The 15,083-nt window shown below is 66.6% G+C and carries 19 protein-coding genes; 12 read left to right on the top strand and 7 right to left on the bottom strand.

The window, feature by feature from the left end; all coding sequences use genetic code 11:
- The first annotated feature begins 83 nt into the window (after positions 1-83).
- Genes ihfB through ACW9UR_RS19920 form a run of 4 tightly spaced genes read left to right on the top strand, consistent with a single transcriptional unit; the run spans position 84 to position 1,875 of the window.
- Entirely contained in the window at positions 84-368 is a 285-nt protein-coding gene (gene ihfB, locus ACW9UR_RS19935) for an integration host factor subunit beta (RefSeq protein WP_458918816.1), read from the top strand.
- A gap of 37 nt (positions 369-405) precedes the next feature.
- Complete coding sequence (locus tag ACW9UR_RS19930) at positions 406-756, top strand: lipopolysaccharide assembly protein LapA domain-containing protein (RefSeq protein ID WP_458918815.1); 351 nt, start codon at positions 406-408, stop codon at positions 754-756.
- A 4-nt stretch (positions 757-760) separates the two neighbouring features.
- Complete coding sequence (locus ACW9UR_RS19925) at positions 761-1,429, top strand: phosphoribosylanthranilate isomerase (RefSeq protein WP_458918814.1); 669 nt, start codon at positions 761-763, stop codon at positions 1,427-1,429.
- Positions 1,426-1,875 carry a GNAT family N-acetyltransferase gene (locus ACW9UR_RS19920; protein ID WP_458918813.1) on the top strand — a complete coding sequence of 150 codons (450 nt, stop codon included), beginning with the start codon at positions 1,426-1,428 and terminating at the stop codon, positions 1,873-1,875. The genes ACW9UR_RS19925 and ACW9UR_RS19920 overlap by 4 nt, the downstream gene beginning before the upstream one ends.
- Positions 1,876-1,999: 124 nt before the next feature.
- Here the strand turns inward: ACW9UR_RS19920 and ACW9UR_RS19915 are convergent, their stop codons facing one another.
- A complete protein-coding gene (locus ACW9UR_RS19915) occupies positions 2,000-2,626 on the bottom strand; it encodes a DUF1236 domain-containing protein (RefSeq protein WP_458918812.1) in 627 nt (208 codons plus the stop codon).
- 187 nt (positions 2,627-2,813) lie between these two features.
- Here ACW9UR_RS19915 and trpB point away from each other — a divergent pair, with 187 nt between their 5' ends.
- From trpB to ACW9UR_RS19875, 8 genes are all read left to right on the top strand, one after another.
- A complete protein-coding gene (gene trpB / locus ACW9UR_RS19910; protein ID WP_458918811.1) occupies positions 2,814-4,034 on the top strand; it encodes a tryptophan synthase subunit beta in 1,221 nt (406 codons plus the stop codon).
- Positions 4,035-4,211: 177 nt separating this feature from the next.
- Positions 4,212-4,679 carry a hypothetical protein gene (locus ACW9UR_RS19905; protein WP_458918810.1) on the top strand — a complete coding sequence of 156 codons (468 nt, stop codon included), beginning with the start codon at positions 4,212-4,214 and terminating at the stop codon, positions 4,677-4,679.
- A 63-nt stretch (positions 4,680-4,742) separates the two neighbouring features.
- The gene (locus ACW9UR_RS19900; protein WP_458918809.1) at positions 4,743-5,234 is read left to right on the top strand and encodes a hypothetical protein; all 492 of its coding nucleotides are present in this window, start codon (positions 4,743-4,745) and stop codon (positions 5,232-5,234) included.
- Between the two features lie 30 nt (positions 5,235-5,264).
- A complete protein-coding gene (locus ACW9UR_RS19895) occupies positions 5,265-5,786 on the top strand; it encodes a helix-turn-helix transcriptional regulator (RefSeq protein WP_458918808.1) in 522 nt (173 codons plus the stop codon).
- A 92-nt stretch (positions 5,787-5,878) separates the two neighbouring features.
- A complete protein-coding gene (locus ACW9UR_RS19890; RefSeq protein ID WP_458918807.1) occupies positions 5,879-6,178 on the top strand; it encodes a hypothetical protein in 300 nt (99 codons plus the stop codon).
- Positions 6,179-6,285: 107 nt separating this feature from the next.
- A complete protein-coding gene (locus ACW9UR_RS19885) occupies positions 6,286-6,756 on the top strand; it encodes a hypothetical protein (protein ID WP_458918806.1) in 471 nt (156 codons plus the stop codon).
- Between the two features lie 100 nt (positions 6,757-6,856).
- Positions 6,857-7,417 (top strand): hypothetical protein, encoded by a 561-nt coding sequence (locus ACW9UR_RS19880; protein WP_458918805.1) that lies wholly within the window; start codon positions 6,857-6,859, stop codon positions 7,415-7,417.
- 28 nt (positions 7,418-7,445) lie between these two features.
- Positions 7,446-7,976: a helix-turn-helix transcriptional regulator gene (locus ACW9UR_RS19875; protein ID WP_458918804.1), complete on the top strand. Its 531-nt coding sequence runs from the start codon at positions 7,446-7,448 to the stop codon at positions 7,974-7,976.
- Here ACW9UR_RS19875 and ACW9UR_RS19870 read toward each other — a convergent pair whose 3' ends face one another.
- The 6 genes from ACW9UR_RS19870 to ACW9UR_RS19845 all read right to left on the bottom strand — a co-directional run bounded on the left by ACW9UR_RS19870 (position 7,977) and on the right by ACW9UR_RS19845 (position 15,030).
- Complete coding sequence (locus tag ACW9UR_RS19870; protein ID WP_458918803.1) at positions 7,977-8,603, bottom strand: HAD family hydrolase; 627 nt, start codon at positions 8,601-8,603, stop codon at positions 7,977-7,979.
- Positions 8,582-9,778, bottom strand: a complete 1,197-nt coding sequence (locus tag ACW9UR_RS19865) for an MFS transporter (RefSeq protein ID WP_458918802.1) — start codon at positions 9,776-9,778, stop codon at positions 8,582-8,584. Before ACW9UR_RS19865 ends, ACW9UR_RS19870 begins: the two co-directional genes overlap by 22 nt.
- A 329-nt stretch (positions 9,779-10,107) precedes the next feature.
- Complete coding sequence (locus ACW9UR_RS19860; RefSeq protein WP_458918978.1) at positions 10,108-11,214, bottom strand: flagellar basal body P-ring protein FlgI; 1,107 nt, start codon at positions 11,212-11,214, stop codon at positions 10,108-10,110.
- 20 nt (positions 11,215-11,234) lie between these two features.
- Positions 11,235-12,116, bottom strand: a complete 882-nt coding sequence (locus tag ACW9UR_RS19855) for a flagellin (RefSeq protein WP_458918801.1) — start codon at positions 12,114-12,116, stop codon at positions 11,235-11,237.
- A gap of 122 nt (positions 12,117-12,238) precedes the next feature.
- The gene (gene flgK, locus ACW9UR_RS19850; RefSeq protein WP_458918800.1) at positions 12,239-13,705 is read right to left on the bottom strand and encodes a flagellar hook-associated protein FlgK; all 1,467 of its coding nucleotides are present in this window, start codon (positions 13,703-13,705) and stop codon (positions 12,239-12,241) included.
- A gap of 26 nt (positions 13,706-13,731) precedes the next feature.
- Positions 13,732-15,030 carry a flagellar hook protein FlgE gene (locus ACW9UR_RS19845; RefSeq protein ID WP_458918799.1) on the bottom strand — a complete coding sequence of 433 codons (1,299 nt, stop codon included), beginning with the start codon at positions 15,028-15,030 and terminating at the stop codon, positions 13,732-13,734.
- Positions 15,031-15,083 lie beyond the last annotated feature (53 nt).

Raw genomic sequence — 15,083 nt, 5'->3', positions numbered from 1 at the left:
CATTTTTCCCGGCACTTAGGGTATTGATTCCCGGGTCGGACTGAGCCAGCAACGCATGGACGTCAGCGCAAGGAGACCGGGGCATGATCAAATCGGAACTCATCCAGCAGATCGCGGACGAGAATCCTCACCTCTATCAGCGCGACGTGGAACGCATCGTCGGGACGGTCTTCGACCAGATCATCGAGGCGATGGCTGCCGGCAACCGGGTCGAGCTGCGCGGTTTCGGCGCCTTTTCGGTCAAGAAACGCGATGCCAGAATGGGCCGCAACCCGCGCACCGGCGAGTCGGTCCCCGTCGAAGAGAAGTACGTCCCCTTCTTCAAGACCGGAAAACTGCTGCGCGACCGCCTGAACGCGGACGACTGAAGCCCGCGCGACGACTGACAACTCAAGGAGGGGCGGAATGCTCCGTTACATCAAGCTGGTGCTGCTGGCCGCCATCCTGATCGTCATCGTGACGCTCTCTCTGGCCAACCGGGGCGCCGTCACCCTGCACCTTCTGCCCGAGGCGATCGCGCACATCATGCCGCTCTCGGTCCAGGTGCCGCTGTTCCTGGTGATCCTGATCTCGATCCTGGTCGGCCTTCTGCTCGGCTACATCCTCGAGTGGCTGCGCGAGCACAAGCACCGCCGCGAGGCCGCCCGCCGCAAGCGCGAGGCGGCGCAGCTCAAGGGCCAGGTTCAGGAACTCAAGCGCAAGCACATGACCGACGAGGACGAGGTGCTGGCGATCATCGACGGCAAGAACGCCTGATCCGATGGCCGGCCCGTCGACATCCGTGCGCGTCAAGATCTGCGGGCTGACCGACCGGGCCAACCTCGACGTCGCGGTGCAGGCCGGGGCCGCTTATGTCGGCTTCGTCTTCTTTCCGCGCTCGCCCCGCAACATCGAGCTTGATGCCGCCGCCACGCTGGCGGCCGAGGTGCCGCCGGGCGTCTGCAAGGTGGCGCTGACGGTGAACGCCGATGACGATCAGCTGCGGGCGCTGACAGACGCGGTACCGCTCGACATGCTCCAGCTTCACGGTGCCGAATCGCCTGCACGGGTTGCCGAAGTGCGCGCCCGGTTCGGCCTGCCGGTGATGAAGGCGGTCGGCATCGCGGATGCGCCGGACCTCGCCGCCATCGACACCTATGCGCAGGTCGCCGACCAACTGCTGATCGACGCCAAGCCGCCGAAGACCTCCGAGATACCGGGCGGTAACGGTCTCGCCTTCGACTGGCGGCTGCTCCAGGGCCGCCGCTGGCCGCTGCCCTGGATGCTGGCAGGCGGGCTGACGCCGCAGAATGTCGCGAAGGCCGTACACCTGACCGGTGCGCGGCAGGTCGATGTTTCGTCCGGGGTCGAGGCGACGCGCGGCGTCAAGGACCCGCAGCTGATCCGGGACTTCATTGCCGCCGCCGATGCGCCGGTGCTGACCGCATGAAACCGGTGTTCCGCACGGCCAGCCGCGCGGATATCCCCGATATCGTTGCGCTGCTCACCGAGGATGACCTCGGCAAAGGTCGCGAAAGCGAGGACCTGCTGCCCTACCGCATGGCCTTCGACGCCATGCGCAGCGAGATCGGCAACTCCGTCATCGTCGGCGAGGCGGACGGCCGCATCGTCGCCACCTACCAGCTGACCCTCATTTCGGGCCTCAGCCGCGGCGGCGCCCGCCGCGCGCAAATCGAGGCGGTGCGCGTCGCCTCGGACCTGCGCGGCCAGGGCGTCGGCGCCGCGCTGATGCAGGACGCCGAAGACCGCGCGCGCGAAGCCGGCTGCCGACTGGTGCAGTTCACCAGCGACCAACAGCGGACCCGCGCCCACGAATTCTACGAACGGTTGGGCTACATCCCCAGCCACGTCGGCTTCAAGAAACCGCTCGACTAAGGGCGCTTACGAAGTTTTAGGAAAGTTTTCAGCATATATTTCATATGCTTAAGGGGGTTTTCACGATGAAATCCCGCCTTTTCAGGGTGAAACGCCCCCGCTGACGGGGGCGCTTCGGGCAGGCTTACCGCGCGATATAGACCACTCGGCGGCCCTCCGGTTCGACCAGGACGTACTGGCCGTTCACGTTGACATAGCGGTACTCCGACTGCGGCACCTCGTAGACAGCGACCGCCTCGGGGATCGCCGCGCCAACCACGACCTCGCCGTCCAGGTAGACCGGATCGACCGGGTTCGAGCGAACATAGGCCACCGTGTCGTCCGGCAGCGTGCCAATCTTCTCGATCGGCGTGATCGAGACGATGTCCGGCGTCACGATCTCGCCCACCGGTTCGACCACGACCTGCTCGACCTCAGGTGTCTCAACGAAGGTAACGGTCTCAACGTTCAGCGTGGTGGCAGCATCGACCAGCGGCGCCCGATTGCCGTCCAGCGGCGCGTTCAGATAGGCACCATAGGCCCAGCCCTGCTGCCCGTCATGGATCACCTTGCACCAGTCGGCGGGATCGAGGCAGCCGTCCACGGCCACCGACTGCTCGGCGCCGATCACCCCGATCACCGGATAGCCGACGCCCGGCCCGGCACGCAGGTTCAGATCGGTCGTCGCACTCGCCTGAACATCGGCCAGCGCAGGCGCGGCGGCCAGCATCGCGGCGGCGGCGGTCATCGACAGGGTCATCTTCTTCAGCATGGGTCTTCTCCTTCAGCTTTCCGGTGCCTCCCGCATCCGGATGCCGTTCAGAACGCCCGCCCTGCGGCCCGCGTTCCCGCCCGCAATTTCGGCCTGCGGACTTCCGCCGATCCCCTGCGGCTCAATCGCGGCTTCACCTCTGGGCGGCCGGGGTTTAAACATCCCCGCAGACCCAAAGGAACATCGGATGCCCACGCAACAGCTCAACTCCTTCCGCAGCGGCCCCGACGAGCGCGGCCGGTTCGGCGACTTCGGCGGACGTTTCGTCTCGGAAACCCTGATGCCGCTGATCCTGGATCTCGAGGCATACTACGAGCACGCCAAGACCGACGACAGCTTCTGGGCCGAGATGGACCACCTGTGGAAGCACTACGTCGGCCGTCCCTCGCCGCTCTACCATGCCGAGCGCCTGACCGAGCGTCTGGGCGGGGCGAAGATCTACCTGAAACGGGACGAGCTGAACCACACCGGCGCGCACAAGATCAACAACGTGCTGGGCCAGATCCTGCTGGCCCGCCGCATGGGCAAGACCCGGATCATCGCCGAGACCGGCGCCGGCCAGCACGGCGTCGCCACCGCGACCGTCTGCGCCAAGTTCGGCCTGAAATGCGTGGTCTTCATGGGCGCCACCGACGTCGAGCGGCAGAAGCCCAACGTCTTCCGCATGAAGCTGCTGGGGGCCGAGGTCGTTCCCGTCACCGCCGGCCGCGCCACGCTGAAGGACGCGATGAACGAAGCCCTGCGCGACTGGGTGACGAACGTCGAGGACACGTTCTACTGCATCGGCACCGTCGCCGGCCCGCACCCCTACCCGGCGATGGTCCGCGACTTCCAGTCGATCATCGGCAAGGAGGTACGCGAGCAGATGCAGGAGGCCGAGGGCCGTCTGCCCGACAGCCTGGTGGCCTGCATCGGCGGCGGCTCGAACGCCATGGGCCTGTTCCACCCGTTCCTCGACGAACCCACCGTGCGGATCATCGGCGTCGAGGCCGGTGGCCACGGCGTCGACGACCGGATGGAGCACGCCGCTTCGCTGACCGGCGGCCGTCCGGGCGTTCTGCACGGCAACCGCACTTACCTGCTTCAGGACGAAGATGGGCAGATCCTCGAGGGCCACTCGATCTCGGCCGGCCTCGACTACCCGGGCATCGGGCCGGAGCATTCCTGGCTGCATGATACCGGCCGCGTCGAATACGTCTCGGTCACCGACCGCGAGGCGCTGGATGCCTTCAAGCTGAGCTGCGAGACCGAGGGCATCATCCCCGCGCTGGAGCCGTCGCACGCGCTGGCGCACGTGGCGAAACTGGCTCCGACCCTGCCCGCCGACCACCTGCTGGTGATGAACATGTGCGGACGCGGCGACAAGGACATCTTCACTGTCGCCGAGGCGCTTGGCGTCGACATGTAAGGGCATAGACCTCAGGGTCTATGCGTCTAATCCCTCAGGACGAGGGGCATGAACCGGCTGGCGGATGGTGCCGAAACCATCCGCCGGTACGATGGCCAGGCAATCGCTTGGCAGGCACTCCGGGATGGCGGTCCCGACAACGGGCCGCGCCATCGAACCCGAACCGGAGATTTTCTCATGACACGTTTCCTGACAGCCACCGCCGCCGCGAGCTTCATCCTGGCGGCCGCCGCCCAGGCCCAGACCACAGCCGCCGACGTGGCCGAGCAACTACGCGCCGCAGGCTACTCGAATGTCGAGATCAAGCGCGGCGCAGGCCGTATCGCCATCGAGGGCACCCGCAACGGCAACCGCGAGACCCTGGTCTACGACGCACGCACCGGCCGGCTTCTGAGCAGCGACCGGGACGACGATCACAGCGGTGACGATCGGCGCGGCGACGACTACGATGACGACGACTATGATGACGAGAGTGACGACCGCAGCCTTGATCGTGACGACGACGATGACGATGACGATGACCGGGATGATGATCGCGATGATGACCGGGACGACGACCGCGATGACGATCGCGACGATGACGATGACGACGATGACGACGATGACGACGATGACGATGATGATGACGACGATGATGACGACTGACCTCGCCGGTCATGTCCTTGAACGGCGCCTGACGTGAGGCGCCGCTATCTCTCGGCATTCACGATGCTGCGGGTGCTCTGCGCGGCGATCTTCTTCGCGCAGAGCACGCTGCCGCTTGCGGCCCAATCGTCCTATGATCGGGCCGTCAGCTCGGTCAGCCGCCAGCTGTCCGAACAGGGGTTCACCGTGAGAAGCGTCGGGCGAACCCTGCTCGGCAATACTCGGGTCGTGGCCGAAGACGGCAACCGCACGCGCGAGCTGGTCTTCGACCACCGCACTGGGGAAGTCCTGCGCGATCACATCTCCAGCAACGACCGTCGGAACTCCGGCGTCGTCGTCCGGGACCGCAGCGACGACCGCGACGGTTCGGGCAGTCGATCCGGCGGTCGCGGCGACGATGATCGGGATGACGACGATGATGACCGCGATGACGATCGCGACGATGACAGGGACGATGATCGCGATGACGACCGGGACGACGACCGGGACGACGACCGTGATGATGATCGCGACGACGACGATAATGATGATGATGATGATGACGACGACGATTGATCCCACACCGCTCAGCCCTCTTCGGGGCAGGTGAAGCGGCGCCTTACCCTCTGGCTGGTCCTGGCGGTGCAGGTGATCTGCACCGCCGTCTTCATGTGGGAACTGTTCGGCAGCCGCGTCGGCCTGCGCACCGAGCCGATAAGCTGGCGGCTGCACGAGGTGATCCAGATCCTCGCCGCGCTGGGACTTGTCGTCGGCATCGTGCTGGGCGCGGTACTCGCGACCCGGATCCAGCAACGCAACCGTGTCGTCGAGGCGCAACTGGACGCCGCCTCTTCAGCCTTCGCAGAGGTCGTCGAGCTGCGGTTCGAAGGGTGGGGCCTGACCCCGGCCGAGCGGGACGTGGCGTGGTTCGCCGTTAAGGGCTTTTCGACCGCCGAGATCGCCGGGCTGCGCAATACCAGCGAAAGCACGGTCAAGGCGCAGACCAACGCGATCTACCGCAAAGCCGGCGTCAACGGGCGGGCGCAACTGCTCAGCCTGTTCGTCGACGAACTGTTGAACAGGACCGAACCCACGCCGACAAACGCCGAAACACGCGCCGCAGGCTAGATTCCCCTTTACCTTGCGCCCTGAAAAGCGCATGGAGTCGCGTCGACATGCCGGCGCGGAACTTCCCCGGCATCACAACAAGGAATCAAGACATGTCTCAGTTCGAAATCGGCGATATCGTCGTCCTTTCCGCCGGTTCCATGCGAATGGCCGTAGAGCGCGTTGAGGACGACGTCGTACACACCGTATGGTGCAACGAGGGTACCATCGGTCGCGACGCCTTCGCCCCGGTGCTGCTGCGCAAATGGGAGCACCGCGAGGAAGACCGCGGCTCGCGCCCGCAGGGCGACCGGCCCCGCGGCCCGAAACCGTCGGGTGACCGCCCGCCCCGCGGCGGCAAACCCGGTTGGGACGGAAAACCGCGCGAGAAGAAATACTTCCGCAAGGATTGATCCTTGATGGGGTAAACCGCAGTTTACCCCTCCACCCCCCCGGTTTGTTGCCGCAATACGCGCGCTGAGCGCAGGATCGGATGTCGCCACGTTTGGCGGAGGTTCGGTTGATCACGCGCTTCATTATTCAGCCCGGACGTATCGGGCTGCTTATTCTTCTCGGTGTTTTCCCCGCCGCCAACGCGGCCGGAGACGCGTCCCTGACCATGGGGCCGATGCTGGAAGCCCTGACTTCACAAGGGTTTAGCGAAATCGAGATCGTCCGCGCAGATGGCCAGGTCATCGTCGATGCCGAGGGGCGCGGCCTCAAGCGCCGCCTCGTCTTCGAAACCTGCGACGGTCGCCTCGTCAGTGACGAGATTCGCGACCGCGGCGACGACCGGATCGACCCGGCCCCCTATCGCGATGCGCGGCTCGAGGGTGTTGGGGAAGACACGGGTGGCGAAAATATCGCGCCCGGACAGGAGGATGGGAATGACGGTGAGCGCATTGGCGGCAATACTGTTGCTTATCGCGACAACAATTGCGACCGCGGCGGCGACCCGCAGGGTGGCCCTCGCGCCAGTGGTGACGAGTAAGACGATAAACCGCATGGGGGCGGAAGATCCCCGGCGCTGACAGGCAGATCGTGAAGGGCACGCGCCCGTCACGCATCGTCATCGCGAAAGGCTTTTTGTCATGACGGAAGACGACAAGAAACTACCCGACCTGGGGCGGCGCAGCCTGATCGCAAGCGCCCTCGCCCTGCTGGCCGCGCGACCCGCGATGGCGCAGGACAGCATGCTGCGCAGCGTCGTGGCGCAGCTTGAGCGGCAAGGGTACGAGGTCGAATCGGTGAAGCGCACCTGGCTGGGGCGCGTCCGGGTGATCGCCCGCTCTTCGAGCCACACCCGCGAGATCGTCTATGTCCCGACGACTGGAGAAGTCCTGCGCGACTACTGGGAGCCGAACCAGAGCAGCGCCGGCACGACGAGCCCGGGCAACAGCGGGTCGGCCACCGGGAACAGCGGCTCGGCGAGCAGAGGCAACTCCGGCAACAGCGGGAACTCCGGCAACAGCGGGAACGCTGGAAACAGAGGTAACTCCGGAAACTCCGGTAACAGAGGTAACTCCGGCAATCGCGGAAACTCCGGGAACAACGGAAACTCCGGCGGCGGTGGCGGCAACAGTGGTAATGGTGGCGGCGGCGGTCGCGACCGGGACCGCGATGACAAGGGCAACGGCCGGGATAAAAAATGACGTGCACTGACTGGCGTCGGTGGCCGGCATGAGGCTGCCGGCCTGGGCGCTTTGGGGGATCGTACCGGTACAGCTGATCTGTACCGGTTTCTTCATCTGGGACATCGGCGCGGCGCTGATCGGCGTGCGCACCGCCCCGATCAGCTGGCAAGCGCGCGAGCTGATCGAGATAGGTGCCGCCTTGGGCCTGGTGCTCGGCTTCGTGATCGGCCTCCAGGCGCTGATCGTCACCCGGCGCCGCAATCGCCTCGTAGAAAGCCAGCTTCGCGCCGCCTCCACCGCCTTCGCCGAATTGCTCGAGGAGCGGTTCGAGGAATGGGGCCTCACCCCAGCCGAGCGGGACGTGGCCTGGTTCACGCTCAAGGGGTTCTCGAACGGCGAGATCGCCAATCTGCGCGAGACCAGCGAAGGCACCGTAAAGGCGCAGAGCAACGCCATCTTCCGCAAGGCCGGCGTCAGCGGCCGGTCTCAGCTGATGGCGCTGTTCCTCGACGACCTGCTGACCGATGGTCCGCTGACCAAGCGAAACGCGCCCGAGAACGCGGCCGAGAAGACCTGATCAGGTCAGCGGCAGCCCCGTCGCCTTGAGCGCATCGGCCAGGGCAGAGGGACCGGTCCGGGGATCCGTGAAGTGATAGGTCTGCCAGCCACGCGCTTCGGCCGCCGAGATGTTGTCGGCGCGGTCGTCGGTGAAGAAGATCTGCGCCCCCGACAGGCCGGTGGCCTGCTCGACCATCTCGTAGATCTGCGCCTCGGGCTTGATGACGCCCATGTGCCCCGAAATGAAGCGACGGTCGAACTCGCCCAGCTGCGGGTACTGCGTTTCAGCATAGGCGAAGCTCTCGATGCCGAAGTTGGTCAGCGCGAAGACCGGGACGCCGCGTTCGCGCAGATCGCGCAGGATCGACCAGCTGGCCTCGATCGGCGGGCTCGCCATCTCGATCCAGCGGTCGTGCCAGAGCCGGATCAGCGCCTCGTACTCGGGATAGGTCTGCGCCACCTCGTAGACCGTCTCGCGGAACGGCGCGCCGCGGTCGATACGGTCGTTCATGCCGTGCAGGTCCACCGCTTCGAAAAGGCGCTCGCGCGCATCGCGGTTGGGCAGCACCTCGTCGTAGACGCGCTCGGGGTTCCAGGTGATCAGGACGTTGCCGATATCGAAGATCACGGCTTCGGGGCGGGGCATGGCTCCTCCTCGGGCAAGGGTGGGGTCTGGGTCGGGGACAGTACCGCGCGGATCAGCAAGAGCGGGCTCAGCCCCAGCGGCGTCAGGATCAGCAGTGCCACCGGCAAGCCCAGCGCCGAGCCGACGGCACCGATCAGCGGCGGGCCGATCAGGAACGCGGTAAACGCGGTGAAGGCGACGGTCGCGATGCTTTCCTCGACCGGGCGGCCGGGCATGTTTCCGGCCAGAGACATCGCCAGCGGGTAGACGTTCGCGATGCCGAGGCCCAGCAGCGCGGCCGCGGGCAGCGCTTGCCACAGTGCGGCCGAGGTCGCGAAGGCGACGACGCCTGCCCCCGCCACCAGCGCCGAGCCGGCCAGCACAGTACCGGTGCCGAAGCGTTCGGCCAGCGGGTCGCCCGCCATGCGGCTGCCGGCCATGCTCAACGCGAAGGCCGCGAAGACGGCGCCGGCAGGCAGCGCGCCCAAGTTCGCCGCTTCGGCCAGGAAGAGCGCGGACCATTCCATCATCGCGCCCTCGATCATCAGTGCACCGATTGGCAGCAGGCAGAGCGCCAGCAAGGGGCCGGTGGGCAGACCGCGGCGCGGTCTTGGCAGATCGGGCGTGACCGGCGCTTCGGCGCGGCGGTCCGCTGGCAGGCGTCCGGCAACGGCGAAGGCCAGCGCGGCGAAGAGCGGCGCCAGGGCGATCTGCTGGACGAGGAACGGCACCCCGGCCTGCCCGGCAGCGCCGCCCAGCATGGCACCGACCATGCCGCCGAGGCTCCAGAACGCGTGGCAACTGGTCATGATCCGGCGGGAGATGGCCCGCTCCATCTCGCTCGCCTTGGCGTTCATCGCCACCTCGATCGAGCCGACCGCCAGCCCCGCGACCAGCAGCGCCGCCCCAAGTTGCAGCGCGCTTTGCGCCAGGGCGGGCAGGATGAAGCTCAGGATGAAGCCGGCCCCCGCCCAGCGGCAGACAGCGCGCGCGCCGTAGCGGGAGAGGACCCGCGGTGCGATCGCGAACCCCGCCATTGTTCCCAGCGGCAGCATGAAGAAGCAGAGCGCAAGGGTGAACAGCTCCACCTCCAGCGCCGCTTTCACGTCGGGGATGCGCGGCAGCCAGAGCGCGATGCCCAGTCCGTTCAGCGCAAACACGAGGCGCAGAGAGGCAAGCTGAGAGATGACAGGCAAGAACGGGCCCTCGGGTTGATCCGGCGAAAGCCCTAGCACCGAGGGCCGGGAAAGCAAGACATACCGGCCTGCAGCCGTGACGAAGCGGTTGCGTCGGAGTCGCTCACCGGTTCATTTCCGGGAGGCATCTCGGTATCCCTGCCGCCGATGCTCAAACGCCTGGCGAACGGGCGTCCGCGGGACGGTATGCATATTGAGAGGTACGTCGCCCCAAGCCGCGAAGGACGCTACTTTGAAAGGAAAGCGGACTGCGCCGGTCCATACGGGGATGCGCGAGTTCCTGACGCCCTACACACCATGACCCAACAAAGCGCCCGCCCCCTACTCAATCACTGTACGATGAAATCAGCGTGTAGCGCGCCTGCCGCCTTTATCGCCTTGAGGATATCGATCATCTCCCGCGGGCTGACGCCGAGGGCGTTCAGCCCCTCGATCACTTCCGGCAGCGAAACCGAGTCGCCATCGTTGCCAACCAGGGCGAAATCCGGGTTGCCGTCATCCTCGGCCAGGTCTACATCGGTTCGAGGCAGCACGATGGTTTCGCCGCGGGACGAGAACGGGTTCGGCTGCAGCGCAACCGGCGTCTCGCGGACACGCAGCGTCAGGTTGCCTTGGGTCACCGCTACCCGGCTGATGCGAACGTCATTGCCCAGCACGATGGTCCCCGAACGCTGATCCACGACGACCCTGGCCCGCTGGTCCGGACGCACCTCGATATTCTCGATCTCGGCGATCAGCCGGGCGATTTCCGGCGCCTTGCCTGCGGCCAGATCCAGCCGCACGGTACCGCTGTCGACCATATGCGCGACGTGACCGGGCATGACCGCGTTGATCGCCGCCTCGATCCGCGCTGCGGTGGTGAAATCAGGGTTCCTGAGCGCCAGCCGCATCTCATGCAGGTCGTCGAGGGCAAAGGCGATCTCGCGCTCGATCCGCGCGCCGGAGGGTATCGTGCCGGACGTCGGTACGCCTTCGGTGATCGAGGCCGCCTCGCCCTCGACCGACGCCCCGCCCGAGATCACCGAGCCCTGCGCGACCGCATAGATCTGCCCATCCGCCGCGTTGAGCGGCGTCATGATCAGCGTCCCCCCCATCAGCGAGGTCGAATCGCCGATGGTCGACACGGTCACGTCGATCTTGGACCCGGCCCGCCCGAACGGAGGCATCACGGCTGTCACCAGCACCGCCGCGACGTTCCGCGCGCGGAAATCCTCGCCGGTGACGTTGATGCCGAGGCGTTCAAGAAGATTGACCATCGCTTCTTCGGTGAACGGTGCATTCCGCAATCCGTCGCCGGTACCGTTCAGGCCCACGACAAGGCCATAGCCCACCAGGTCGTTGCCGCGAACGCCGTCGAACTCTACCAGGTCCTTGATCCGCGCCTCGCTGGCCACTGCCGGCAGTCCGCCCAGTAGGCAGACCGCCGCCACAAGCATCATGCATGTCAGACGTCGCATCATCGCAGGTAGTTAGTCAGACTCAGCCCTGAAAGCCGGGCGGTCACGGTATAGAGCGATTGCAGTTGGCCTTCGACCTCGGCAAAACGTGTGGCGGCCTCGTACTGGTCTACGCCAACCAGGTCGTTGCGGGACCGGGCGAGGGCGTTGCGCTCGGCTTCGGTCGTCTCCTTCGCCTGCGCGATCCGCTCTTCATCAGAACCAAGCGCCGCACGCAGTCCGGTTACCGCCTGTTCCGCAGCCACCAACTGGCCCGCCCCTTCAGCGAGCAGAGCTTCCCGGTCCCCGGCGGTCGTAGCAAACGGCGCCACGGCTATCAGCGCCAGCGCCTTCATCGTATCCCGCAAGGCAGCGTCGTCGGCCCGGGGCAAATAGGACAACCGTGTTTCGTCGGCGATCTCCACCGCGGCCGCATCCGTCGTCGAGCCCAGGTAGGCGATCGTCTCGAACCCGCCGCCCGGCGTATCGAACCAGGCATCGACCGCCGCAACAGCCGACGCCGCATCGGCTGCTGAACCGACAATGTTCGCAACTTCAGCGATTATCTGCCCGGCCCCGGCCAGCGCCGGCCCATCCTGTCCCGCGCCGGAGAACAGGGTGCGCCCGCCAAAGCTGGTATTCAGCGCATTCACGACCGCCTCAAGCACACCCGAAGCCGTCGCCTGCAAAGCAGACGTCGAAACCGGATCCCCGCGCGAGACAGCCGCACCAAGGTCCAGTCCCAGATTGCCCGCCGCCTGCTGCACAGTTGCCAGCGACTGCTGAGCTGCGGCACTGCGCGCCGAAGCAAGGGACAGGCCCTGATCGCGCACCTCGAGGCGCTGAAGCGCCGCGTCGATCCCGAAGACCGGCGCCAGGTCGCCGCGGGTTGCCGCGCGCATGTCCGCCACCTGCCCGGTGGTAAGCTCGGTTCCAGCAGCCTCGAGAGCCGCTCTCAATGTGCGGCCCTGATCCTGCAACCTCAAGGTGGCGGCGAGGTCGGAAAGCGGAAGTGGCGTCATCGTCAAATCTCCATCAGAGAGCGGATCATGTCGTTGACCGTCGACATCACCATGGCGTTGGCGGCATAGCTGCGTTCGATCAGCAACAGCCGCTGCATCTGTTCGTCGGTGTCCACACCCGACCCGGCGCTTTCCTGGTTACGCAGCGCGGTGGCGAGCGCCATGTCGTGACTTTGCCCGATCTCGGCCGAGGCCTGCTCCCCCGCGATCCGCCCGGTGAACCCGGCGGTGATCTGCGCGAACGATCCGGCGGTCGCCAGCCCAAGCGTCGCATCGGGCACCCGGGCCCCGGTCAGTGCGTCATCGAGGGCGGCCAGAAGGCTGCCGTCGCCCGCTGCTCCCGGCGCGGCGGCGTAAAGCCCGTCCCTCAGCCGCCAGGAGGCGCCGCCCGTCGCGGGATCGACCTGCGCATTCAGTTCAAGCCGCGCAGCCAGCCCATCGGTCGCGCCCGGCGCCAGCGCAGCGCCCGCGTCGGTGAACAATCCGGGATCCCCCGCCGCACGGCTCGGATCGAGACCCGGGTCCTGGAACCGCGTGACGAGGTCCGCCGCCAGCGCGTCCAGCTGACCGGAGAACGCGGGCAAAGTGGTATCCCGCAAGGTAAAGAGCGCGCCCAGCGATCCGCCATCTGCAAGACCGGTTTCGCCGGCTGTACCGACCGTCAGGGAACGCCCATTCAGGGTGAGGCCCGACAGGTCCCCGTTCGCAACGCTCATGCCCTGACCGATCACCGGGGTCGCGGCGAAACCGATCTCCCCGGCCACTCCGTCCAACAGGGTAGCTCCGTTCCCCGAGTAAAGCGCGACGGCACCGTTCTCGCGCGGGACCTCGCGGATCGGGATTATGGTGTTGACCTCGTCGATCAGGGCCTTCCGGGCATCGACCAGCGCGCTGGCATCGCCGCCACCGGTCGAGATCATCTGGATCTGGCGATTCAGCGACTCGATTTCGCGCAGGTTGTCGTTGACCAACTGAACCTGGCCGGCAATCTCTGCGTCCGCGGTCATCCGCATCCGCTGGGTTTCGGTCGAGAGCGTGCCGATCGCGTCCGTCAGTCGACTTGCGGCACGAACCACGTTGTCGAGCGCTGTGTCTGATGTCGGATCGTTCGCCGCCCCTTGAAGCGCCGTTTTGAAATCCGTCGCCAGCTGCGCCAGCGCCGATGGATCGCCTGGCTGGCCCAGACGGTCGCTCAGTCGGGTGGCCGCATCCAGCGCGACATCGCTCGATGCCAGCCCTGCCTCGGCCACGCGGCGGCTGGCCAGAACCGCAGGGTCCTGAACCAGCGCCACGCCTGCCACGCGCACCCCGGCACCGGTGCTGCCCACGGTCGCCGAGGCCAGCTCGGCGGTCCGTTTCGTGTAACCCGGCGTCTGCGCGTTCGCGACGTTGTTGGACACAAGCTCCGCCTCCAGCGTGCTGGCACGCAGCCCGCTGAGCGCGTTGGTAAGGGCGGTGGACAGGCTCATGGCTCAGCTCCGGATTGAGGCGCGTGTCAGCGCTTGAGGTTTGTCGTCTCCTGCAGCATCTCGTCGACGGTCTGGATGATCTTCGCGTTCGAGGAATAGGCCCGCTGGGTCTGGATCAGCTGGGTCAGCTCCTCGGCGATGTCAGCGGTGGATTCCTCGCGCGCGAAGGGCACGACCTCGCCGGTGGGACCGTCACCGGCGTTCCAGAGAAACAGGCTGCCGCTTTCCGGCGACACCGCGAAGGCCTGATTGTCCAGCGGCGTCAACCCGTTCAGGTTCGGCACATCCGCGACCGGCACCTGGTAGATCACCCGCGTGAACCCCGAGTCGTAGGCCGCGTGCACGAAGCCGTTCTCGTCCACCGACACGCCGGTCAGCGTGCCCACGGCGGCGCCGTTCCGGGTCACACCCGCAGGCGCGAACTCGGCCGAGAGCTGGGTGAGCACGTTGCGAGACCCGGGCGCGCCGATCTCAAGCGAGATCGGCCCGCTGGCGACGTTGATCCCGGCGACGCCGGTCGCACCGTCATAGGTCCCGGTCGCAGGCGTGACGCTCAGCACCTCGCCGCCATTGCCGGGGCTGTCATCGAAGACGATCGTGAAACGGCCAACCTCTGCGCCGCCCTGCGCCTCGTCGGTCACCGAAAGGGTCCAGGTGTTGGACTGACCGGCGCCGGGCACGGTCGGCGTAAAGGTAGAGACCAGCGTCTGGCTGGCGCCGGTGTTGTCATAGTACTCGGTCGTGATCTCGAGCGGGTTGCCCGCCGCACCGGCCTGCGTCGCCTCGGCCGGCAGGTTCGCACCCAGTCGGATCTGGGTCGTGGGCGAGGCGAGGTACTGCATGTTGTTGGTCACGATCGGCTCCAGCCCCGAGATGCCGTCGCGCGGATAGGCGGGGATGTCGCCGTTGGCATCCGCCGGCCAGCCCATCAGGACAAGACCGGTTTCCGTCACGAGGTAGCCATCCTGGTTCGGCCGGAACGATCCGGTGCTGACCAGTTGCAGCGGGAAGTTCGCGTCGGGGGTGTCCACGTCCGTCAGCGGCGTGACCGGCAGCATGCCGCGCCCGCCCAGCGCCAGGTCCGTCGCATTCGACGTCGGCACCAGCGAGCTTTGCGCGTCCACCTCGTGATAGGTGCTGACCCGGACCCCGCCGGCCGAATACATCCCCGCGCGCTGCGAGATCACCATCGACGAGAACTCGACGTCCGAGCGCTTGTAGCCGAAGGTGCTGGCGTTCGCGATGTTGTCGGAGATCGTCGCAAGCTTGCTGGCGTTGGACGACAGGCCGCTGACGCCTGCGGTAAGGGACGACGAGATACTCATTCGAACTCCTGTAGCTTGGCCCCGCCTGTCCGCGGCGCCGGTTTCGGGTCCAC

The sequence above is a fragment of the Halovulum sp. GXIMD14794 genome (genome assembly GCF_054457455.1).
The sequence above is the reverse complement of the archived record's forward strand: the minus strand, read 5'-3'. Positions and strand labels throughout refer to the sequence as shown.